This is a genomic window from Sphingomonas sp. SUN039, from assembly GCF_024758725.1.
Classification (GTDB): Bacteria; Pseudomonadota; Alphaproteobacteria; order Sphingomonadales; family Sphingomonadaceae; genus Sphingomonas_O.
Genome location: NZ_CP096972.1, coordinates 2,122,567 through 2,145,071 on the forward strand (window position 1 = coordinate 2,122,567; position 22,505 = coordinate 2,145,071).

Below are 22,505 nucleotides of genomic sequence, written 5' to 3' on the forward strand. Positions count from 1 at the left end.
GCGCTCGCTTCGCCTAACTCCCGGGTTGCTTCGGCAACCCGCTCGTTACGCTCGGGCGCTCAAGTCTCATCCCCGTCCACTTGGCAATGAACGCCCATTGGTCGGCCGCTTCTTCGATGATCTTGTCGGTCGGCTTGCCGCTGCCATGTCCTGCCCGCGTCTCGATGCGGATCAGCTGGGGACGGTCGCCGAGTTTCGCCGCTTGCAGCGCCGCGGCATATTTGAAGCTGTGCCCCGGCACCACGCGGTCGTCGGTATCCGCGGTCGTCACCAGGATCGCAGGGTACGCCGTCCCCTCACGGATATTGTGCAGCGGCGAGTACGCGCGCAGCACTTTCCAGTCGGCCTCGACGCCCGGATCGCCGTAATCGTCGGTCCAGTAGCGCCCCGCCGTAAACCGGTTGAAGCGCAGCATGTCCATCACGCCCACAGCGGGGAGCGCCGCCGCAAACAGGTCCGGCCGCTGGTTGACCACGGCCCCCACCAGCAACCCGCCGTTCGAGCCGCCCTGGATCGCCAGTTGCGCCTTGGTCGTGATCCCCTGCGCGACCAGCCATTCGCCCGCCGCGATGAAATCGTCGAACACATTCTGCTTCTGCGCGCGCTTCCCCGCTTCGTGCCACGCGTTCCCGTATTCGCCGCCGCCGCGCAGATTGGCGATGGCGAGCACCCCGCCCGCCTCCAGCCACGCCAGCCGCGTCGCGCTGAACCCCGGCGTCATCGAAATGTTGAACCCGCCATAGCCGTAGAGCAGCGTCGAGGCGGGGACGGTCAGCCCTTTTTTCCGCACGACGAACATCGGAATTTTGGTGCCGTCCTTCGACGGATAGAACACCTGCTGCGTCTCGAACGCGGCCGGGTCGAAGGCGAGCTTGGGCTGGAACACCGGCGTACTGCGGTTGGTCGCACTGTCGTAGCGATAGACCGTCGCGGGCGTCGCAAAGCCGGTGAAGGTGTAGAAGCTCTCGCTGTCCCCGGTGCGCCCGCCGAAGCCCGCCGCCGTGCCGATGTCGGGCAGCGGTACCCGCCCCAGCGACTTGCCGGTCAGCTCGAACAATTCGGCCTCCGACTTGGCATCGCCCAGATAGGCGACGACCAGCCGCTGGCCGATCAGCGACGCCCCGACCAGCGTATTGGCGGTCTCGGGGATCACTGCCTTGAACTTCGGCGCGCGCGCGGCAACGTCGACCAGCGCGACCCGCCCCTTGGGCGCGTCCTTGTCGGTCACATACCAGAACTTCGAGCCGACCGTCCCCGCCAATTCCCAATTATTGTCGAGGCCCGCCACCAGGGTGCGCGGCGTGCCGACGCCCGCGCCCGTCGCGGTCGCGGCCAGCGGCGCGACCGTCACCTCGACCTTGGGATCGGTCCCCTGCGACGAGCTGATCACCAGATATTTGCCGTCGTCGGTCACTTGCGCGCCGTGGCCGAGCTTGGGCCGGTCGGGCGTCGCATAGACCATCGCGTCAGCATCCTGCGCGGTGCCGATGCGGTGGAACCAGACTTGCTGATTCGTGGTCAGCGCCTGAAACTTCGCGCCTTCCTTCGGCGCATCGAAGCGCGAGTAAAAGAACCCGCTGCCGTCGGGCTTCCACGCGATGCCCGAATATTTCACCCATTCGATCCGGTCGGCCAGCTCCTTGCCGGTGCCCGCATCGATCACCTTCAACGTGCGCCAGTCGGTGCCGCCGTCCTGCACGGCATAGGCCAGATACCGCCCGTCGTCCGACGGTGCCCATTCCGCCAGCGCGGTCGCCCCGTCCTTCGCCCAGAGATTGGGATCGAGCAGCAACCGCCCCGCCCCGCCCAGCCCGTCGCGCACCCACAGGGTCGACTGGTTCTGCAACCCGCTGTTATGCGAATAGAAATAGCGCGCGCCCGCCTTCCGCGGCGTCCCCATCCGCTCGTAATTGTACAGCGCCTGCATCCGCGTCTTGAACGCCTCGCGCCCCGGCAGGGTCGCCAGATAGGCGTCGGTGACCTTGTTCTCCGCCGTCACCCAGTCGCGCACCTTCGCGTCCGTGCGGACGTCGTTTTCGAGCCAGCGATACGGATCGGCGACTTTCTCGCCGAACGCGGTCTCGACGACATCGACGGTCGCGGTTTCGGGATAGGCCAGCGGGGTTTCAGCCATCAGCGGGGAAGACAACAGCGCGGCCAGTGCCGCCAGCAGGACAGGTTTCAAAGGAAAGGCTCCGGAATCGGATGATTCCCGGAGCCTATGTTTCCTCGTGCGATGCCGCAAGCCGTCTCGCTTAAGCGGCGTCTTCCATCGCGTCGTCGCCCATCACCGGCCCGGAGTCCTGCCCCTTGGCCGACACGTCGCGGTCGACGAATTCGATGATCGCCATATCGGCGGCGTCCGACGCGCGGATGCCCGCCTTCACCACGCGGCAATAACCGCCCGCACGCTCGGCATAGCGCGGGCCGATGACGTCGAACAATTTCACCAGCTGCGTGTCGTCGAGCAGCCGCGCATGCGCCAGACGCCGGTTCGACAGGCCGCCCTTCTTGGCCAGCGTCACCAGCTTCTCGGTATAAGGCCGCAGCTCGCGCGCCTTGGCGAGCGTCGTCGTGATCTGCTCATGCTTGATGAGCGCCGCCGCCATGTTGCGGAACATGGCCGTGCGATGCGAAGAAGTGCGCTGGAGCTTACGTCCGCCGACACGATGGCGCATGATGATTAGTCCTTTTCGTTCGTTAAGGGCCCGTATCAGGTAACCCAGACCGGGCGGTGGATCCGCCGGAAGGCGCGGCTCATAGCGCGCGCCCCCGCAAAGTCAACGCGCGCGGCTCACAGCGTCCGCACCTGCGGCATCGCGACCGGCTCGAGCAACAACGCCCATAATGCCCACACCATCGCGTCCGCCCGATCCGGCGAAACCCCCGGCCCCGCATAGCCCCCCGCGATCTGCATCCCCGACAGCTCGGCCTCCAGTTCGGGAAACACGCCGGCGAAAACCACGCGCCCGTTTTCGAACAGCGCCGCCACCGGCTCGGCCCGCGCCGATTTCCCGCGTGAGGCATGAACCGCGCGGATCGGCAAATTCGCCTGCGCCGCGCGCAACACGCTTACCACCATGTCCCCGCCCTGATTGCGCTCGACGACAACGCGGTCCGCGCCCCAGGTCGCCGCCGCCGCTGCCACCGCCCTCGCCCACCCCTCGGGGGGACCGCCCCGTCACCGAGGCATCGCACAGCACGACCCGGCGCGAGGACGCGTCCAGCCCGCACACCACAATCCCGCACGTCCCCGACACACTGGCAGGCGGGTCGACGCCGATGACGACGCGCGAGAACGCCGGAAACGCTGCCGGGGACTGTTCCCCCTTGGGGACTGTCCCCTGTTCCGGACCCAACGCCAAAGACAAGGGACAATCCCCAAGCGGGGACAGTCCCTGCACCTGCACGCGCGCCCCCTCAATCAACCCCGCCGGCCACAAACTCCCCTCCACGTCCGCCAGCAACACCCCGTCGAGCTCCTGCGCGCCCAGCCGCGTACCGCGCCTCGACGCCGGAGACATAAGCGTCGGGCAGATACACATTCGCCCGCGTCGATCCGCCCGTCCGCACCGTATCGGGCAGATCGAGGATCGCCCCCAGCACCGTCCCCGCGCGTGGCGTTGTGGTGATCAGCGCGCGCGGCCAACTCCCCCGCCGCAGCCCGAACGACAGATTGTCCCAGCTCGATTGCGGATGCCGCCACTTGGCCAGCTCGTCACACCACGCAAAATCATGCTCCGGCCCCCGCAACCCCTCCGGCGACGCCCCCGAATAGAGAAACGCCTGCGCCCCGCTCGCGAACGTGATCGTCCGCCGCGCCGGCGACCATTCGCGAATCTCGCCCGTCCGCGCACAAGCAAGAATGCCGGAAGGCCCCTCGACCATGACGGTGCGGGCCTCCTCCACAGTCGCCGCCACCAGCGCAATCCTCAAATCCTCCCCTGCGCGAAGACGCAGGGGAGGGGGACCGGCGAAGCCGGTGGAGGGGCGAGCACTGCCCCCAACCCGAACCGAACCTAGCCCTCTCCCTTATGGGGAGAGGGAGGGACCCGCCGCCCCTTGGCGGTGTGAGGGTGAGGGCCTTCTTGACGCGCCGACCCCAACACCCACTCCGCCATGATCACCCAAGTCCGCCAGTCCGCCCCCGATGCCGTGATGTTCGTGATGTTCGTGATGTTCGTGATGTTCGTGATGTTCGTGATGTTCGTGATGTTCGTGATGTTCGTGATGTTCCATATGAGCGTCACGCTGTCAAGCGAAAAGTGCCAAACCGGTTCGCCGTGCGATCGCAGGACACGGAAATCGGGCGGGTGCCGCAACCTTCGTGCGGCTCGCGGCGTTCAACCGGCACCCCCCTGTCACGGAGTCCATCATGTTCGACACCAGCACCGACATCCGCACCCTGAATTCGCTGATCGCGACGACGCTCGACAGCGTCGACGGCTATACCGAAGCGGCCAAGGCATCCGACAACCCGCGTTTCGCCGACCTGTTCACCGCCCGCGCCAGCGAGCGTCGCAGCATCGTCACCCAGTTGCAGGGCGAAGTGACCCGCTTGGGCGGCAACCCCGAGGACGACGGCACCGTGCTCGCCAGCATGCACCGCACTTTCCTCGACCTGAAAGCCGCCGTTACCGGCCGCGACGACAAGGCAATCGTCAACGAGGTCGAGCGCGGCGAGGACCATATCCTTCACAAGTTCCAGGACGCGCTGAAGGACGAAGACCTGTCGCCCGAAACCAAGACCGCGATCCAGAGCGCCTTCGGGTCGGTCCGCACTGGCCACGACCAGATGCGCGACCTGAAGCATTCGATGGAAGCATCGGGCTGAAGTTTCGCCACGTCAGGTAAAGAGGGGCCGTCCGGTTGGGCGGCCCTTTTTTTGGTGTTAACGCCGTCGCCCTCGACTTGATCGCCCCCCCTGCCCGTCACCCCGGACTCTGATCCGGGGTCCAGCTTCTTGTTTCTTTTCTGAGAAAGGGACGCGGGCAAAGCCCGCGTTGTCGTCGGTCGCGGCGTGTGCGCCGCGCCGTCCGGGCTCGGCCGAGTCCAACGATAAAGGGCGCGTTGCTTTCGCAACGCGTCCTTTATCGTAGGCCGGCACCAGCCCGATCGGCGCATAGCCTGTCCTGAGCGACGCCGCAGGCGGCGTCGAAGGGGCCGGGCGGTTGCTCGCCGCAGCAACATAGCCCTTCCCCGTGTCGGCGGTCAGCTCCATGTTGAGCACGATGTCGCTCACGTCTTCGCGCACACCGGCCCTGCTTGTGAAAATGCCGCATTCCGCATAGCGCTTACGGCGAATTGAGGGGCAATGCGTTCACACACACTGTCCGGACGATGGCAGCTACGACTCGTCTTCGGTCCGGCACTATTGGCGATGGGCTCAGCCTGCAGCCCGGTCGGTCCGCAACCGGACGAGGCACCGCGAACGGCAACGGGACAGGCCGACGCTGTCCGTTGTCCGCGCGGGCTCAGCCGGATCGTCCGCACTGGCGGACACGAGGACAGCTTCGCCTCTACCGGTAACGAACCTGCGCGCATCCGCCCTGCCCGGCTACCCAATGCCTATCTCGAAAGCATCGCCGCCGCACAATCGGGCGCGGTGCAGCTGCGCGATTATGACGAGGTCGGGTCCGATCGGGTGCTGATCGACCATTTCGACGTGCCGCGCGACATCGTGTCGGGCGCAATCATCGTCCGGCTCCGCACCACGGGTGGGTCGGTGAATGATGTGCTGCGGCTCGGTAATATGGACGAGCACGAGTTCACCGCAGGGTTCGGCAAGACGAACGCCTATTATTACGGTCTCAAGAAGGAAGCGGCGAACCCCGATGCTGCCACAACCGGCGAGATCGTGTCGGTGCCGCTCGAAGCCCTCACGCCCAATCCGCGCGCCGACTATAAAGGAAATTTCATCGATTTCCTCAACCGCGCCGACCGGCCCGACGCGGTCGATTTCGAGGTCGATGACGACACCGCCGTCGATGTCGCGATCCTCGTCGTGTGCCAGCGTCCGCAAGTCACGCGCGGCACGACGTTTACCGAATTCCGCAGCAAGATCGCCGCGCCCGATGTGTCGTTCCTGTCGTGCTTCCTCGACAAGACCCAGGCACCCTGCAACCCGTTCGAGGGCGACCGGTTGTGCACCGCACCGCTGCCGATGGCGTGCTACAAACCCGGCAAGCGCACCCCCGGCGGGTTGGAGAAAGCAGGCCTCGGTCAAGGCTATAGCCCCGGTGGCGAAATCCGCAGCACCCCACCCGTCGCCGCCAGCAGTTTCGCCACACGCGGCGATGCCGACCGGTTTTGCACCGGCCAGTTCGGCGCAGGATGGCGTATCCTCGAATATCATGACGGCGCGGGCGGGGCGATTGCGACGTACAGCGACATCGCGCCGAAAACGCGGCTGTGGGTCGACGTCAGCGACCAGCAATACGCCAATTGCTGGGACCGGACCAAAGCCCGATGACCGACAACGCGAGCGACACCCTGCCCGTCATCCGCGTCGCCATCCTTGAGGACGACACCCCGGCGCGCAAATTCTACACGCGGATGTTCGAGAAAGCCCAAGGGTTCGAGCTGGTCTTTGCCGCCGCCGATGTTGCATCGGCACACGCCGCGCTGCCCGGCGCAAGAGTCGATGTCGCACTCGTCGATATCCGCCTGCCCGACGGCAACGGGCTGGAATTCATCCCGCCATTCATTGCCGAGACCGGCGGCAAGGCACTGATCCTGACGGTGCTCGGCGACCGCGCCAGCGTGATGCTCGCGTTCGAATTCGGCGCGAGCGGCTATCTGCTCAAGGATACCCCGCCCGAACAAATCCTCCGTGACATCCGCGCGCTCGTCCACGGCGGCTGCCCAATCAGCCCGCAGGCCGCCGCACATCTGCTCAGCCTCGTCGCGCCCAGCAAACCCGCCTCGTCGGATCAGCCCGACAACATCCTGACCCCGCGCGAATGTGACGTGCTGACCATGTTCGCCAAGGGCCTGTCGTATCAGGACGCCGCCGCCGCGCTCGATCTGTCGGTCCATACCATCGGCGACCATGTGAAACGCATTTACCGCAAGATGCAGGTCCGGTCGCGCAGCGAAGCGGTGTTCGAGGCGGTGCAGAACGGGTGGCTGGACGGGTAGGGGGAAAGGCGAGGGCCATGCGCCAACCTCCTCTTCGAGCGTCAGCGAGAAGCCCAGCCGAGCGCCAGCGAGGTCTCTCGCCGCATGCGAAGTGTTCTCGCTAACGCTCGAATGAGCACCTCGCTGGCGCTCGGCGAAGAGCAAACCCTTTGCGAGCGAACTTAGCGTCCACTCCCCGGCACCCGCACCAAAATCCGGCACCCCTTGCCCTCTACACCAGCCCCGAACACTACGCTCCCGCCGAGCTTTTCCACCCGCTTGCGGATATTGCCCAGCCCGCGCCCTTCCTCGACCGCGCCCGCCGCAAAGCCGACCCCGTCGTCCTCGATCGTCACCGCCAGCGCCCCGTCCACCAGCTCGAACCCGACCCCGAACCGCGTCGCGCGCGCGTGGCGGATGCAGTTCGACAGCGCTTCCTGAATGATCCGGTAGAGGCTCAGCACCGCGCGCGCGTCCATCTCGAAGCCGCTCAAATCCTGCGGTTTCGACCAGTCGAACCCTAGCCCCGCCGACGCCAGTTGCTGCCCCGCGCGGCGGTGGAACGCCGCCAGCGCCTCGTCGAGGTCGTGCCCGACATGGTCGAGCGAATCGGCCATCAGCCGCAAATCGGTCAGCCCGCTTTCCAGCTCGTGCGCCACTTCGTCGCGGTCGGCATCGTCGGCGCGGACCCGCATCAACAGCGACAGCAGATGCCCGCCGACCCCGTCGTGCATGTCGCGCACGAACCGCTGGCGTTCCTCGCCGATGGCCGCCGCGCGGATGGTTTCCTGCAAGGCATCGGCCTGTTGCGCGATCACCACCGCCTGTTCGCGGATTTTGGCGCGCGCGGCGATGAAATCGGCCCACTCCAGCCGCCCCTCGCCAACCGCCAGCAGTGGCAGCGCGAGGCCCGCCAGCGGCCACAGCGCGACATTGCTACCCCACAGCACCCCCAGCGACCCGCCCCAGCCCGCGAGCAGCGCCGCCCCCGCGACCACAGCCACGGTTGCCGCAATCAGCGGACCACCCAGCGCCCGGTGTTGCCATCCCGCACGCCACAGCAATACGCCGACCCCCGCGACCGCCAGCGCCAGCCGCAGCCCCGACGGCAGCACCCCCAGCGCCTGATCGAGCAACGCCAGCGAGAACAGCGCCCCGCCCGCGTAGAGCGCGCGGCTCCGCAGCAGCAGCAACCCGACCAGCGACAGCAGCAGCCCGACAGCACCGAACGCCACCGCCCCCTGCCACAGCCGTGTTTCGACCTGCGTCATCATTGCGGCAAAGGCGGGGCCGGTGCGCGCCGGAATGGCGTAGATCACCGGCTTGCGGCCCGTATTCCACCCCTGCGCCGACAAGATATCGACCCGGTTATCCTCGAAGCTCAGCCGCGACGCCGAAATGTCGAGCGCCATCCGGTGCGGCCCGAACCCCGGCCCGAAATAGGTGGCGGGCACCGCATCGCCGCCGACCATGCCATTGACCCACAAAGCCGCATCGTCGGGCGCGGCGGGGAGGTAGAGCGCGGCCCCGTCGCTGGTCGGCAACGGGAAATGGAGTTGCCGCAGTTCGTGCGCTTGTCCTTGTGCTGGCACGTTGCGCGCCAGTTGCGCCTGCCCCTCGGCGGGCGGCACCGGCTGGCCGATGTTGTTGCCGGGGAAATATGCCATCGATTCGGGCGCGACGCGCACAGCCCCGAACGGGCGGATGTCGGGCGCGGTGACGGTGGCGAACAGCGCGATGGCCCCTGCCATTGCCACACTCGCGGCGCGTGAATCCATAGCGCGGGCTGCCCGTGAAAACCGGTCGTAAACCGCGCGCACCCCCAAATGTCACCCCCCATAGATATGGGCCTATCCCCGCCGCCGCGCCGCGCCGAAGTCTAGGGCCAATCGAACACGGCATATCACCAAGGAGGCGGGGATGAAGCAGATAGTGAAACAGGCGCTGGCAACAATCGCGTTGTCAGTTGTCGCGCTGGGAGCGGTGGGGTCAAGCCCCGCCTTCGCGGTTGAAACCGGGCAGATGCGCGACAAGGGATGCTCGAACCCCTATCGTCCTGGCTGTAGCGGGAAAGCAACCGAACGCCAAACCAACGGCAGCACCAGCGGTACCCCACCTGAAACAGCGAAAACCAAAGTAGGCAAAGGTCCGAAGGAAAGGGACAAACCTTACAGCACGACATCACGGTCGGCACCGCCCCCGTCCCCGCCCGGCGACCGCACCCCGCCTACCACGGAGCAGGCCGGTAGCACCGGCCCCGGCGGCGGCCCGCATGTCGATGCGCCCCCCTCCGTCGATATCGAAACGGGGCAGATGCGCGACCACGACAGGGGCAGAGGCAGAGTAACCGAACGCCGGTTGGACACCCCGACTGGGCAGGTGCGGGACAAGGGTAAGCTTACCGAACGCCGCGCCCACAGCGGCCCCGGCGGCACCCCGCCCTCGACGGCGGCCAAAGGCGGCAAGACCGGACTGGCGCTCGGCCTCGGCGGCCTCGCCGCGATCATCGCCGTGGCTGCGGCGGCGAGCGGGGGTGGGACGCCGGTCAGTCGGTAGGCGGAAGCGACGAGGCGAGATCCAACCTCACCCCGTCACCCCGGATTTGATCCACCCTAACTCGTCACCCCGGACTTGATCCGGGGCTTGGCTTCATCTTCTTTGCTAGAAGAGGGACGCGGGCAAAGCCCGCGTTGTCGTCGGTCGCGGCGTGAGCGCCGCGCCGTCCGGGCTCGGCCGTGTCCTAACAGAAAGGGCGCGTTACCTGTCGGTAACGCGCCCTTTCTGTTAGGCCGGCTCGCTGGAACCGGCTGACGGTCTGAGCTTCGCTCAGCCCATCAGCTCGGCTTCCAGCTTCTTCGCCATGTCCTCGATGTTCTCCGGCGGCCATCCGGGGTGTTGCGGGTGCGACTGCCCCCGGCAGTCGCAGCCATGCACGGGGTGCATGGCGACCCGCAACACATGCCCAAACGAAGCCCCATGCTCGACAGCACTTCCTTGATCTCGTTCAGGCTCTTGCGCCCGAAGTTCGGCGTGCGCAGCATCTCGGCTTCGCTCTTGCCGACCAGATGAGGCAGGTCGCCCCGTCCCCCGGACGGGGCTGCGGGCCTCCGGGGGATGCCCGCACCTGCCTCATCCGATATAGATGATGTTGTCGTTCTTCAGGCAGTTGGCGCTGCGCACCGACAGTTCCAGCTCGTCGACCTTCTTGAGCAGGTAACGGTTGAGCTGGTTGGTGTCGCTCTCGCTCACAGGGGCACTGCCATAGCCGCTGCTGCCCATGCCGCTGCCGCTTGCCGCCATGCCGACGATCGGCGACTGGCTGACCGCTGCGCTGTCGTCGAAGTGGACGAACAGGCTCAGCTGGTCCTGCAGAGTGGCCGGGTGAAACAGCCCCCGGCTGTTTCAGTCCTGTCCGGGGGACAGGACGGCCCGGCCACTCGCGCCGCGTACGCCACCGCGTCCTCGGGCGTCACCGTGCCATCGGTCTCGATCGTCAGGGTCAGCTTGTCGTAATCGAGTTCCTGGCCCACGCGGGTGTTCTCGACCTTATAGGCGACCTGCTTGACCGGCGAGTAGTGATGCAGGTGAAACTGCCCCCGGCAGTTTCAGCCCTGTCCGGGGGACAGGGCGACCTGCATCACGTCGACCGGCACCAGGCCGATCGGCGCGTCGGCCGGGCGGTTGCTCGCCGCCGCAACATAGCCCTTTCCCGTGTCGGCGGTCAGCTCCATGTTGAGCGTCGCGCCCTCGGCGTGGCGTTGATCAGCAAATCGGGGTTCATCACCTCGATGTCGAGGGGCGAAGGAGGAGGAGCCAGGGAGGCTGGTTAGAGTTGGGAGTTAAGTGAAGTGTCACCGCAATTTCTACTGTAATTGCGGAATTTGGTAGACTGTCGCCGAATTCAATTAATATCATTGCGACCTAAATGCCAGTGCAGCAGCAAACATAAATGGAATAACAAACCAAATCTCAAATTCGTTAAAACCGATCTGTCTAAAAAATAGAAACCTAGAAATTGCAAATATCGTAAACGATAATATCACAAATCTCGCTATACGATTTAGACGCATTTCTAGGCTCCATTTCATTTGATATCGGGTAATCAGATATCAATCATCGGGATTATAAGGCGCAGAGTTCCCATCGAATACTTCTCCTGTAATCGGATTCATCATCCATGATCCATACGTTTCAGGGTGAGCATGGACATCCGCAGCAATGTAAGGAAACAGAGCTTGAGACCATACCTCACGAAGCCTTGGAAGCAGACTGACAACATCGGTCGTGGCACCTCCGGCCACGCCAACCCCTATGAAACCCGCTGCCATGTCGGCGCTCATGCCTGCGGCTCGGAGTGCTGCTCCGATTTCTAGGCCTTGCGTTCCAGCAAAATAGGCGAAGGTTGCCACCCTTTCGTTGACGTATCGGTCAGTAATTGCGTGAGCGATGCCAATTTCCCTTGAGCTATACGGAGCGGTGACAACAATGTCTCCGGGCTGCCAGTCAAACACGCTTTGGTCGTATCCAAGGTGTGGCCCGTTATTGAGCAATGCGGTGAGTTGGCAATCGAACACAGAGCTGAACCTGTGGTCGAGGAAACGGTCGAGGTTATTCGGCCCTAACGAGTCGCCGGGCACAAACGATCCGCTGGCACCGCCGCCACCCGAGTAATGCGGCGCCGTCACGACGATTTCATCACCACCGTCGCCGCCGTCGCCTCCCAGCAACACGCGCCGCATTAATTCCGAAAAGAAGTCACGACGCGGATTTCCATCGGGGCCATCCGGGCCATCACCCCAAGGGTTCTCGTACGATCCCCCCGATACCGCCGCAGTTTCGGCATAGGTCAGTTCGCGCAATGTGGTCATCGTCATGATGTTACTCCTTCGCTTGCGTCGGTGCCAACACTCCCTTGCTCCCCGGCTTGGCACCTTGCGCCGGGGCGGGATCGGGTGAAGGACTGGGCGACTGCATATTTTGCGCCTGTCCCTGAGCGACGATCACCATGCGTGCGGTTCCGCCGACCGCGCCCGGACGGTGGGCGGCAGTGACGCGGGTCATCGTCTGCTGCGCGAGCACATCAGCCACGGCCCGCTCGCTGTCCGGGTCGAGATGCGCCGTCCCCTCGTCGCTGAACAACACCAGCGGCGCGCCATAAAGCGCCCGCGCGAGCAGGACGCGCTGCTTCTGCCCGCCCGACAACACCGATCCCATGTCGCCGACGAGGGTGTCGTACTGCATCGGCATCCGCTCGATGTCGGGCGCGATGGCGGCCATGCGCGCGACCTCGCGCACGCGGGCCATGTCGGGGTCGGGATCGAAGAACGCGATATTGTCGGCCAGCGACCCCGCGAACAGCGCATCGTCCTGCGCCACCGAGCCGCATTGCGCGCGCCAGCGCCCGAGGCCGTAGCTTTTGAGCGGCACCCCGTCGATCAGCACCTCGCCATAGGTCGGCTCGAACAAGCCCATCATGATCTTGAGAAGGGTCGTCTTGCCCCCGCCCGACGGGCCGACCAGCACCACCGACTCGCCCGGCTCGACGATCAGGTTCACGCCCTTGAGGATCGGCGGCTCGCCCGGCGCATAGGCGAAGTGCACGTTGCGGAGTTCGAGGCGCGGGCTGGCCGCTGTCTGCCCCTCGACCGGCAGCGGCGCAGCGCGCGTGTCGCCCGGCTCCGCCCGCGACAGCGCGATGTCGGAGATGCGCTGCAAATGCATCTGCAGGATGTTCCAGTTCATCGCCTGTTCGATCAGGCGCGTGCCCGCCCCGATGAACTGGTCCTTGTACGCCTGGAACGCGAAGATCATGCCCACCGACAGCTTCGCATCGAGCGCCATGCCGATCGCGAGATAGACGAACACCACCCGCTCCGCCGCCATCACGAACTGGTTGCCCGCGTCGAACCCCGCCGACATGCGCCCCAGCTTGATCGACGCATTGACCGCGTCGGCCTTGGCCTGTTGCCACAGCCGCTGGCGGTTGCCCTCCTGCCCGAACGCCTTGATCGCCGCGATCCCGCGCACCGATTCGATAAACAGGCTGTTCTCGCGCGCGTTGGCGGTGATGACGTTGAGGTTGCTCAGCCGCATCGCCTGCAGGAATGCGATCCTGAGCGCCGCGTAGAGCGCGAGCGCGGCAATGCCGACCATGCTCAGCACCGGCGAATAGACGAACATCAGCGACAGCGTAGCAATCGCCATGATCCCGTCGATGAACGCCGCCAGCATCCCCTGCGACAGCAAATTCGTGATCGGCGCGGTCGAGCCGAAGCGCGAGATGATGTCGCCGACGTGGCGCTTTTCGAACCACGCCAGCGGCAGCCGCAGGAGGTGGCGGAACAGGTTGACGATGATCTGGTACGACAACGCATTGTTCAGCGTCACCAGCACCAGCGAACGTAACCAGCCGGTCAGGAAATTGATAAGGGCCAGCCCGCCGAAGCCGATGGCGAGCATCAAGAGCAAGTCGCGGTCGAAACTCGGGAACACCGTGTCGATCGCCAATTGCATGTAGAATGGCGTGGCGAGCGCCGCGAGTTGCAGCACCAGCGACAGCAGCACGACTTGCCGGATCGTCGGCCAGAACCCCGACATCGAGGTCCAGAGCTGGGTGATTTTCAGCCTAGTCGTTTCGACCTTGGGCTGGAAGCTCTCCGCCTTGAGGAGTTCGAGCACGACGCCGGTAAAATGCCGCGACATCTCGTCGTACGTCAGTGCCAGCACCCCGCGCGCCGGATCGTTGATATGGTAACGCGGGCCGCGCAATGTGCGGCTGACCTTGGTCAGCACGACGAAATGATTGAGGTTCCAGTGGAGGATCGCGGGAAGCGCGAGGCCCGCCAAATCCTCGATCTCGCCGCGCAGTGGCCGCGCGTTGAAGCCGATGGCTTCTGCCGTGGCCATGACCTGTTTGAGCGTTGCGCCCTTCAACGACAGCGAGAAACGCTGGCGCAGCGCGGTCAGGTCGGTCTTGTAGCCGTGATAGGTCGCGACCATCGCGAGGCACGCCAGCGCGCATTCGCTCGCTTCGCTTTGCTGGTAATAAGGTGTGCGACGGGGCCCACCGATTTCGAGCATGTCGGCGAGCTTGGCCATCAGCTGCGGTTCCTGACCGCGCGCAGCGGCGTCAGCAGCCAGTCGAGGAACGACTGGCGCTCAAGGACGATATTGGCGGTGAGTGCCATGCCGGGTTGCAGCGGCAGGGTTTGTCCAAATGCCTCCACGCTCTGACGGTCGAGCACCACCGTCACTTTGTAGACCGGCTCCTCCAGCTTGACCGGGATGTTGGCCTCGCGCGGGTCGATGACGATGCGCGAGACCGACGCGACGACGCCCTTGAAGCTGCCGAACCGCTGATAGGGGAAGGCGTCGTAGAGCAGCCGGGTTTCTTCGCCCGGCTGGACGAAACCGATGGCGCGGCTGGGCGCATAGATTTCCGCCTTCATCGCGGCGTGAAGCGGGACGATGGTCATCAATACCGTCCCGGGCAGCGCGGTGCTGCCGAGGTTGGTTTGCAGTGCCGTGACGCGACCCGCGACGGGCGCACGCAGGATATAGGATTTCTGCCCCTCCAGTTCGGCCTTTTGCTGGGCAAGTGCTTGCAGCGACGATTTGATCTCATTGGCTTGCTGCGCGCCTTCGCTGCCAATCTGGGCGAGCTGCGCTTGCGCTTGCACGCCCTGCGCGCGCTGCGCTTCGCGCTGCTGGGTAAGCGTCGCCAGCGTCTGCTGCGACGCAAGCCAGGTCTGGCGGCGGCGCTCGAACTCGATCTTGCTGACGAAGCCGCGTTCGAGGACCGGGGCCATTTGCTCGTAGAGTGCTTTGTTCGAGGCAACGATATCGCGTTGCAGCGCGACCTGTCCGTCGAGGCTCGTCGCCTGCGCCTCGGCAGTGGCGATCACCGAGGCGAGACGCGCGCGCTCGCTTTCGCTGCGTTGCATCCCGAGGCGGACTTGCTCTGCCCCCAGACCGATACGGGCATCGACGGCGGCCATCCCGGTGCTGGCTGCCCCGCGCCCGCCCTCCGACTGGCGGTCGATGCTGATCACGGCCAGCGTGTCGCCCGCCTTGACCGTCGTCCCCTCCGCAACGTTCAGCGCGGTCAGGATTCCAGCTTGCGGCGCGACAATCCGCGGCGAGGGCGTGTCGGTAACGAGAATGCCGGGAGCCGTCTCGATGCGGGCGTAACTACCGATCACGAGCCAAGATGCGGCGAGGATACAGATGAATACGAGCGCCGCGACGAGATAGCGCGTCGATGGCGGCTGGGTAATGACGATTTCGCCGTACAGGCGATTGGCGCGATTTTCGACAGCTTCCGGACGAAACAAATCGCTCAACACATACCCCCGACTCGTGAGTCAAAATCTGACACGGGTCAGATTTTGATACAAGTTGGCGAATTGTGAAAAGTAATGGGGAGACGCGGGCAAAGCCCGCGTTGTCGTCGGTCGCGGCGACTTCGCCGCGCCGTCCGGGCTCGGCCGAGTCCTAACAGAAAGGGCGCGTTACCAAGAGGTAACGCGCCCTTTCTGTTAGGCCGGCTCGCTGGAACCGACTGATGGTCTGAGCTTCGCTCAGCCCATCAGCTCGGCTTCCAGCTTCTTCGCCATGTCCTCGATGTTCTCCGGCGGCCATCCGGGGATGTCCATGCCCAGACGCAGGCCCATGCTCGACAGCACTTCCTTGATCTCGTTCAGGCTCTTGCGCCCGAAGTTCGGCGTGCGCAGCATCTCTGCCTCGCTCTTGCCGACCAGATCGCCGATATAGATGATGTTGTCGTTCTTCAGGCAGTTGGCACTGCGCACCGACAGTTCCAGCTCGTCGACCTTCTTGAGCAGGTAACGGTTGAGCTGGTTGGTGTCGCTCTCGCTCGCGGGCGCACCGCCGCCGAAGCCACCGGCACCTGCCGAAGGTGCCGCCATGCCGATGATCGGCGACTGGCTCACCGCCGCACTGTCGTCGAAGTGGACGAACAGGCTCAGCTGGTCCTGCAAAATGCGCGCCGCATAGGCCACCGCGTCCTCGGGCGTGATCGTGCCGTCGGTTTCGATCGTCAGCGTCAGCTTGTCGTAGTCGAGCTCCTGCCCGACGCGGGTGTTTTCCACCTTGTAGGCGACCTGCTTGACCGGCGAGTAGAGCGCGTCGACCGGCACCAGGCCGATCGGCGCGTCGGCCGGGCGGTTGCTCGCCGCCGCGACATAGCCCTTCCCCGTGTCGGCGGTCAGCTCCATGTTGAGCGTCGCGCCTTCGTCGAGGTGGCAGATCAGCAAGTCGGGGTTCATCACCTCGATATCGCCCGACATCGCGATCATGCCTGCGGTGACGTCGGCAGGGCCGGTCGCCGACAGCTGCAAACGCTTCGGCCCCTCGCCCTGCATGCGCAGCGCGATCTGCTTCACGTTGAGCACGATGTCGGTCACGTCTTCGCGCACACCGGCCAGCGAGCTGAACTCGTGCAGCACATTCTCGATCTTGATGCTGGTGACCGCGGCCCCCTGCAAGCTCGACAGCAGCACGCGGCGCAGCGCATTGCCCAGCGTCAGGCCGAAGCCCCGCTCGAGCGGTTCGGCGATGAACGTCGCGCGGCGCTTGCTGTCCCCGCCCGCCTTCTTGTCGAGCGCGACGGGCTTCTTGAGTTCCTGCCAGTTCTTGGAATTGACGGCCACGGTGTTCCCCTTGGGGTTGGGCGACGCGCTCGTCAGCGGGTCAGCCGGGTATTCGAAACGATCGGTTGCGTCTTCGAGCATCGCGGTCAGGTCAGACCCGGCGACGCTTCGAGGGACGCACGCCATTGTGCGGGATCGACGTCACGTCGCGGATGCTCGTGATGTTGAAACCGACGGCTTGCAGCGCGCGGAGCGCACTTTCGCGGCCCGAGCCGGGGCCCTTGACCTCGACTTCCAATGTGCGGACGCCGTGTTCGGCGGCCTTCTTGCCCGCATCCTCGGCCGCGACCTGCGCCGCATACGGGGTCGACTTGCGCGAGCCCTTGAAGCCCATCATGCCGGCCGACGACCAGCTGATCGCGTTGCCCTGAGCATCGGTGATGGTGATCATCGTGTTGTTGAAACTGGCGTTCACATGCGCGACGCCGGAGGTGATGTTCTTGCGTTCGCGCCGTTTGATGCGCTGTGGTGCCTGAGCCATTTTAGTGCTGTCCTAATTTTCTGAAAGACCCGAGAGCCGTGCGGCCCGTCAGGGTTATTTCTTCTTGCCGGCAATCGGCTTGGCCTTGCCCTTGCGGGTGCGCGCGTTGGTGTGCGTGCGCTGGCCGCGGACCGGCAGGCCCTTGCGGTGGCGGAGACCCCGGTAGCAGGCGAGGTCCATCAGGCGCTTGATGTTCTGCGACACGGTGCGGCGCAGATCGCCCTCCACCGTATAGCCCGCATCGATCGCTTCGCGGATCTGCAGCACTTCCTGATCGGTCAGGTCCTGAACGCGCGCCGATTCGGCAATGCCGAGCTTCGTCGTGATCTCACGCGCCTTGGAATTTCCGATGCCGTGAATGTAGGTCAGGGCGATATGCACCCGCTTGTTGGTGGGGATATTGACCCCCGCAATACGTGCCATAATCCAATAACTTCCTCAGCTCCACGGGATGCCTAGGCAAGCGTCCCATCTCAAAGCGTTATTTCCACGAAACGACGAAAACGCGGCGCGCGCAAAAGCACTCGCCGGTAAACGGGTTTCGGGAAGTGGCTGCCGATACGGATGCGCCGGTGGACTGTCAAGCGAGTCGGCACGGATAAATCCGTGCTAAACGACCCCGTACGCCAGCATCGCATCTGCAACCTTTTTGAACCCTGCGATGTTGGCGCCTTTCACATAGTCGCAGTGGCCGGTCGCGTCGGTGCCGTATTCGAGGCAGCGGCTGTGGATACCCTCCATGATGTCGAGCAACAGGCGCTGGAGTTCCTCTTCTTTCCACGAGATGCGCGCGGAGTTCTGGCTCATTTCGAGACCGGACACCGCGACGCCGCCCGCGTTCGCCGCCTTGCCAGGGGCGAACAGGATTTTGGCGTCCTTGAAGACGTGTACGCCCGCCAGATCGGTCGGCATGTTCGCACCTTCGCTGACCGCCATGCAGCCATTGGCAATGAGCAGCTTGGCGTCGTCGCCGAGCAATTCGTTCTGCGTGGCGCAGGGCAGCGCCACGTCGCACGGCACACCCCATGGGGTCTTGCCCGGCGTGAAGCTCGATCCCGGGAATTCGTCGACATATTCCTTGATCCGCCCGCGCCGCACATTCTTGAGCGCCTTGACCCAGTTGATCTTTTCCTGATCGAGACCTGCCGGATCGTGAATGAAGCCCTCGCTATCGCTGAGCGTCAGCACCTTGCCGCCGAGCTGCACGACCTTTTCCGCTGCATGCGTTGCGACATTGCCCGACCCCGAGATGACGGCGGTCTTCCCGACCAGATCATGCCCCTTGGTCTTGAGCATGTTGGCGAGGAAATAGACCGCGCCATAACCGGTCGCCTCGGTCCGGATAAGCGAGCCGCCATATTCGAGGCCTTTGCCCGTCAGCACGCCGGTAAACTCGCCGGTGATCCGCTTGTACTGGCCGAACATATAGCCGATCTCGCGGCCCCCGACGCCGATGTCGCCAGCAGGCACGTCCACGTCCGCACCGATGTGACGATAGAGTTCGGTCATCAGCGACTGGCAGAAGCGCATGACCTCGCCATCGGACTTGCCCTTGGGATTGAAGTTCGACCCGCCTTTACCGCCGCCCATGGGGAGGCCGGTCAGGGCGTTCTTGAACGTCTGTTCGAACGCGAGAAATTTCAGCACGCTTTCGGTCACGCTCGGGTGGAAACGGATGCCGCCCTTATATGGGCCGATGGCATTGTTGTTCTGCACCCGCCAGCCACGCTGGACGCGGATGTTGCCGGCATCGTCCTGCCAGCAGACGCGGAAACTGATCACGCGGTCGGGTTCGGCGATGCGGCGCAGGATTTGCGCGCTATGGTATTTTTCCTTGTCCGCCATGAAGTCGAAAATGTCCTCGGCGACCTCGGTCACCGCCTGGACGAATTCGGGCTGACCCGGATTGCGCTTTTTGACGCCCTCGACGAACGTTCCCAAATCGACGTGATCGTGTACGGCCATGGCCTGCCCCTCTGCTCGCTGGTTGTACAGACCCGCACGCCCTCTTTGAGTCGGGGCTATAACGTAAGGCTAGCAGGCGCGGCTAGTTCCGCAAGGAGGCGGCGAGACCTGCGAGTTGGCCCGACAGCACACCATCGACGCCCGGTGCCAATTTGCGCGGATCCATACCGAAGGTTCCGCTCGCCGCAAAAGCCAGCGCAACTTCGGTACCTTCGCCCTTGGGTGCCAATGTAAAGGTCAATACCGCTGCCACCGGCATCGACTGCATCGGCCCGAGCAGTGCGGACAAGCGGAGCGTCTTGCCCGGCTGGACGAAGATTACGCGGCCATGTTCGGCCTCGCCACCCTTCCACCTCTCGCAGAAACACCCGCCCGCACGCGGATCGAGCGCCATGTTTGCCGCGCTGCCCGACCAGGTGTGCGCGGATTGCCACCACAGTTTCGGCTGGATCAGTTGCGCCCACACCCGTGCCGGAGAAGCGGCCACGACCGTCTTTGTCTCGAGCGAAAAGCCCTGATCGGTTACCGATTTGACCTCCGCCACGGCGGGGCTTGCGAGCGCTGCCAAAGCGAGCAGCGCAACCCTCATCCGAGGATCGCTCCGATCGCCGCCGACACATGATCGATATCGGCCATACCGTCGATCCGCTTCAGCAGCCCGCGCGCTTCATAGATCGGCAGGATCGGCGCGGTCTTGGCGCGGTATTCGGCCATGCGTGTCCGCACCGTTTCGGCATTGTCGTCGGGACGGCGCTTGAACTCGGTCGAGCCGCAAGTGTCGCAGACGCCCTCGACCTTCGGTTTGGCGTAACGGTCGTGATAGCCGGTGCCGCATTTCGCGCAGGTGTAGCGGCCGGTGATGCGATCGACGAGCGCATCCTCATCGACCTCGAGCTCGATGACGTGGTCGAGGGTACGACCGCGCGCGGCCAATATGCCGTCGAGCGATGCGGCCTGTTCGGCGGTGCGGGGGTACCCGTCGAAGATCGCGCCTTGCGCTTCGGTCATCGACCCGAGTTTCTCGTCGATCAGACCCGAAACGATCTCGTCGGACACCAGCGCGCCCGACTTCATGATCTCCGCGACTTGCAGCCCCATCGGCGTGCCCGCGTCGCGCGCGGCGCGCAGCATGTCGCCGGTCGATAGCTGGACCATGCCGCGCCCGTCGACGAGCCGCTGGGCCTGCGTGCCCTTGCCTGCCCCCGGGGGCCCAAGCAGAATGATGTTCATCGCCCGCAACTCCCCCAAATCCCGGCCCGCCCGTTAGCGGTTCCGCGCACCCTTCAGCTTCGCCTTCTTGATCAGGTCGCCGTATTGATGCGCGAGCAAATGGCTCTGGATCTGCGTCACAGTATCCATCGTGACGTTGACCACAATCAACAGGCTGGTGCCACCCAGCGCCAGTGCGATACCGAACTGCGAGGTGATGAATTCCGGCACCAGGCAGATGAGCGTCAGATAGGCCGCGCCAATCACGGTAATGCGCGTCAGCACATAGTCGAGATAGGTCTCGGTCGCCTTGCCCGGCCGGATGCCCGGCACGAAGCCGCCATACTTCTTCAGATTCTCGGCGGTCTCCTCGGGATTGAAGACGACGGCGGTGTAAAAGAAGCTGAAGAAAATGATGCCCGCGCCATAAAGCGCCATGTACAGCGGCGAGCCGTGCTGAAGCAGGCTGGTGATCTGAAGCATGATGTCGCCAGCGGTGCTTTCACCCGCCACGCTCTTGCCCGCAAACTGCGCGACCGTCAGCGGCATAAGCAGCAGCGAGGACGCAAAGATCGGCGGGATCACGCCCGAGGTGTTGATCTTGAGCGGCAGAAAGCTCTTGTCGCCCTGCATCATCCCGCGCGCAGTCTGGCGCTTGGGATACTGGATCAGCACGCGGCGCTGCGCGCGTTCCATGAAACAGATGAACGCGATCAGCCCGAGCGCCAGCACGAGAATGCCGAGGATCAGCAATGGGTTCATCGTGCCCGTGCGGGCGCCCTCGAACAGATTGACCAGCGCGCGTGGCAACTGGCTGACGATGCCCGCCATGATGATCAGCGAGACCCCGTTGCCGATGCCGCGGCTGGTGATCTGCTCGCCCAGCCACATGAGGAACATCGTCCCGCCGATCAACGACACGACGCAGGTAATGCGAAACAGCAGGCCAGGCTCGATGACGGCAGACATGCCCTGCGTCGCGCCCCAGTTTTCAAGGCCAACCGCAATGAACCAACCCTGGATCGCGGTCAGGAAGACCGTGCCATAGCGGGTGTACTGGTTGAGCCGCTTGCGTCCGCTCTCGCCCTCTTTCTTGATCGCGGCGAGTTGCGGCGACAGCGAGGTGGAGAGCTGCACGACAATGGAAGCGGTGATATAGGGCATCACGCCCAGCGCGATCACGCTCATGCGTTCGAGCGCACCGCCCGAGAAATTGTTGAAAAAGTCGAGCACGCCGCCGCGCGTGGTGTCGTACAGCGTCGCCAGCGCGCGCGGATCGACACCGGGCAGCGGGACATGGCTGAGGAAGCGGAACACGACGAGCGCGCCCAGCGTAAACCACAGGCGTTTGCGGAGTTCGGTGGCCTGGGCGAATTTGCCGAGGCTGATATTGCTGGCCATACGGTCGGCTGCGGATGCCATAAGACGTAGTGTTCCTGAAAGCTCAGCGCGTCATATAGGGCGGCAAGACACGATGTCTAACCGCCCGCACGGATTCAGGCCTTGGCCGCCGCCTTCTTCGCTTCCTTGTCCGCGGCTTTCGCCTTCTGGACGGTGCGGTGCTTAGCCTTGGCCTTGTCGGCAGCCGCGACGACTTCGATCACTTCGACCGAACCGCCGGCAGCTTCGATGGCCTCGCGCGCGCCCTTCGACACGCCGGCAACCTTGAAGCTCAGCTTGGCCGAGAACGCGCCCTTGCCGAGGATACGCACGCCATCCTTGCCGCCGCGCGCCACACCTGCGGCCTTGAGCGCCTCATGGTCGATCACGCCGTCGAACTCGGTGCCGGCATCGAGCATCTTCTGGAGCATGCCCAGATTCACCTCGGCATAGTCCTTGGCGAAGATGTTGTTGAAGCCACGCTTCGGCAACCGCATGTGGAGCGGCATCTGGCCGCCTTCGAAGCCATTGATGCTGACGCCCGAGCGGCTGGTCTGGCCCTTCTGGCCGCGACCGGCGGTCTTGCCCTTGCCCGACCCGATGCCGCGCGCCACGCGCATACGGCTCTTACGGGCACCGGCGTTGTCGTTGATTTCATTCAGTTTCATGTCGTGCACTCG

General features: G+C 64.6%; 19 protein-coding genes and 2 pseudogenes. 4 read left to right on the forward strand and 17 right to left on the reverse strand.

Going from position 1 to position 22,505, the window contains the following annotated elements:
* Window positions 1–13 precede the first annotated feature (13 nt).
* The 4 genes and pseudogenes from M0209_RS10365 to M0209_RS17380 form a co-directional block, all read right to left on the reverse strand.
* Window positions 14–2,134, reverse strand: a complete 2,121-nt coding sequence (locus M0209_RS10365; protein ID WP_258889619.1) for a prolyl oligopeptidase family protein — start codon at window positions 2,132–2,134, stop codon at window positions 14–16.
* 121 nt (window positions 2,135–2,255) lie between these two features.
* The gene (gene rplQ, locus M0209_RS10370) at window positions 2,256–2,678 is read right to left on the reverse strand and encodes a 50S ribosomal protein L17 (protein WP_258888198.1); all 423 of its coding nucleotides are present in this window, start codon (window positions 2,676–2,678) and stop codon (window positions 2,256–2,258) included.
* Between the two features lie 116 nt (window positions 2,679–2,794).
* Window positions 2,795–3,503 (reverse strand): annotated as a pseudogene (locus M0209_RS10375) (ATP-binding protein); the annotation flags it as partial.
* Window positions 3,421–3,921, reverse strand: a complete 501-nt coding sequence (locus M0209_RS17380; protein WP_309547063.1) for a terminase large subunit domain-containing protein — start codon at window positions 3,919–3,921, stop codon at window positions 3,421–3,423. The pseudogene M0209_RS10375 and the gene M0209_RS17380, both read right to left, overlap by 83 nt.
* A 454-nt stretch (window positions 3,922–4,375) precedes the next feature.
* On the opposite strand from M0209_RS17380, the gene M0209_RS10385 reads away from it, so the two are divergent.
* From M0209_RS10385 to M0209_RS10395, 3 genes are all read left to right on the forward strand, one after another.
* Window positions 4,376–4,834, forward strand: a complete 459-nt coding sequence (locus M0209_RS10385; RefSeq protein ID WP_258888199.1) for a PA2169 family four-helix-bundle protein — start codon at window positions 4,376–4,378, stop codon at window positions 4,832–4,834.
* 480 nt (window positions 4,835–5,314) lie between these two features.
* The gene (locus M0209_RS10390) at window positions 5,315–6,472 is read left to right on the forward strand and encodes a hypothetical protein (protein ID WP_258888200.1); all 1,158 of its coding nucleotides are present in this window, start codon (window positions 5,315–5,317) and stop codon (window positions 6,470–6,472) included.
* Window positions 6,469–7,140, forward strand: a complete 672-nt coding sequence (locus M0209_RS10395) for a response regulator transcription factor (RefSeq protein ID WP_258888201.1) — start codon at window positions 6,469–6,471, stop codon at window positions 7,138–7,140. Before M0209_RS10390 ends, M0209_RS10395 begins: the two co-directional genes overlap by 4 nt.
* Window positions 7,141–7,301: 161 nt before the next feature.
* Here M0209_RS10395 and M0209_RS10400 read toward each other — a convergent pair whose 3' ends face one another.
* The gene (locus tag M0209_RS10400) at window positions 7,302–8,897 is read right to left on the reverse strand and encodes an ATP-binding protein (RefSeq protein ID WP_258888202.1); all 1,596 of its coding nucleotides are present in this window, start codon (window positions 8,895–8,897) and stop codon (window positions 7,302–7,304) included.
* Window positions 8,898–9,498: 601 nt separating this feature from the next.
* Here M0209_RS10400 and M0209_RS10405 point away from each other — a divergent pair.
* Complete coding sequence (locus tag M0209_RS10405; RefSeq protein WP_258888203.1) at window positions 9,499–9,675, forward strand: hypothetical protein; 177 nt, start codon at window positions 9,499–9,501, stop codon at window positions 9,673–9,675.
* Window positions 9,676–9,945: 270 nt separating this feature from the next.
* Here M0209_RS10405 and M0209_RS10410 read toward each other — a convergent pair.
* The 12 genes and pseudogenes from M0209_RS10410 to rplO form a co-directional block, all read right to left on the reverse strand.
* A pseudogene (locus tag M0209_RS10410) lies at window positions 9,946–10,912 on the reverse strand (DNA-directed RNA polymerase subunit alpha); the annotation flags it as partial.
* Between the two features lie 316 nt (window positions 10,913–11,228).
* Window positions 11,229–11,993 carry a hypothetical protein gene (locus M0209_RS10415; RefSeq protein ID WP_258888204.1) on the reverse strand — a complete coding sequence of 255 codons (765 nt, stop codon included), beginning with the start codon at window positions 11,991–11,993 and terminating at the stop codon, window positions 11,229–11,231.
* Window positions 11,994–11,997: 4 nt separating this feature from the next.
* Window positions 11,998–14,217, reverse strand: a complete 2,220-nt coding sequence (locus M0209_RS10420; protein ID WP_258888205.1) for a peptidase domain-containing ABC transporter — start codon at window positions 14,215–14,217, stop codon at window positions 11,998–12,000.
* Entirely contained in the window at window positions 14,217–15,461 is a 1,245-nt protein-coding gene (locus M0209_RS10425; protein WP_258888206.1) for an HlyD family secretion protein, read from the reverse strand. The genes M0209_RS10420 and M0209_RS10425 overlap by 1 nt, the downstream gene beginning before the upstream one ends.
* A 237-nt stretch (window positions 15,462–15,698) precedes the next feature.
* Window positions 15,699–16,790 carry a DNA-directed RNA polymerase subunit alpha gene (locus tag M0209_RS10430; RefSeq protein WP_258889620.1) on the reverse strand — a complete coding sequence of 364 codons (1,092 nt, stop codon included), beginning with the start codon at window positions 16,788–16,790 and terminating at the stop codon, window positions 15,699–15,701.
* A gap of 91 nt (window positions 16,791–16,881) precedes the next feature.
* Window positions 16,882–17,271, reverse strand: a complete 390-nt coding sequence (rpsK, locus tag M0209_RS10435; protein WP_258888207.1) for a 30S ribosomal protein S11 — start codon at window positions 17,269–17,271, stop codon at window positions 16,882–16,884.
* Between the two features lie 54 nt (window positions 17,272–17,325).
* Window positions 17,326–17,694 (reverse strand): 30S ribosomal protein S13, encoded by a 369-nt coding sequence (gene rpsM / locus M0209_RS10440; RefSeq protein WP_258888208.1) that lies wholly within the window; start codon window positions 17,692–17,694, stop codon window positions 17,326–17,328.
* A 186-nt stretch (window positions 17,695–17,880) separates the two neighbouring features.
* Window positions 17,881–19,236 carry an NADP-specific glutamate dehydrogenase gene (gdhA, locus tag M0209_RS10445; RefSeq protein ID WP_258888209.1) on the reverse strand — a complete coding sequence of 452 codons (1,356 nt, stop codon included), beginning with the start codon at window positions 19,234–19,236 and terminating at the stop codon, window positions 17,881–17,883.
* Between the two features lie 82 nt (window positions 19,237–19,318).
* The gene (locus M0209_RS10450; protein ID WP_258888210.1) at window positions 19,319–19,825 is read right to left on the reverse strand and encodes an SRPBCC domain-containing protein; all 507 of its coding nucleotides are present in this window, start codon (window positions 19,823–19,825) and stop codon (window positions 19,319–19,321) included.
* Complete coding sequence (locus M0209_RS10455) at window positions 19,822–20,466, reverse strand: adenylate kinase (RefSeq protein WP_258888211.1); 645 nt, start codon at window positions 20,464–20,466, stop codon at window positions 19,822–19,824. Before M0209_RS10455 ends, M0209_RS10450 begins: the two co-directional genes overlap by 4 nt.
* 33 nt (window positions 20,467–20,499) lie before the next feature.
* A complete protein-coding gene (gene secY / locus M0209_RS10460; RefSeq protein WP_258888212.1) occupies window positions 20,500–21,867 on the reverse strand; it encodes a preprotein translocase subunit SecY in 1,368 nt (455 codons plus the stop codon).
* Window positions 21,868–21,941: 74 nt separating this feature from the next.
* Complete coding sequence (gene rplO, locus M0209_RS10465) at window positions 21,942–22,493, reverse strand: 50S ribosomal protein L15 (protein WP_258888213.1); 552 nt, start codon at window positions 22,491–22,493, stop codon at window positions 21,942–21,944.
* Window positions 22,494–22,505 lie beyond the last annotated feature (12 nt).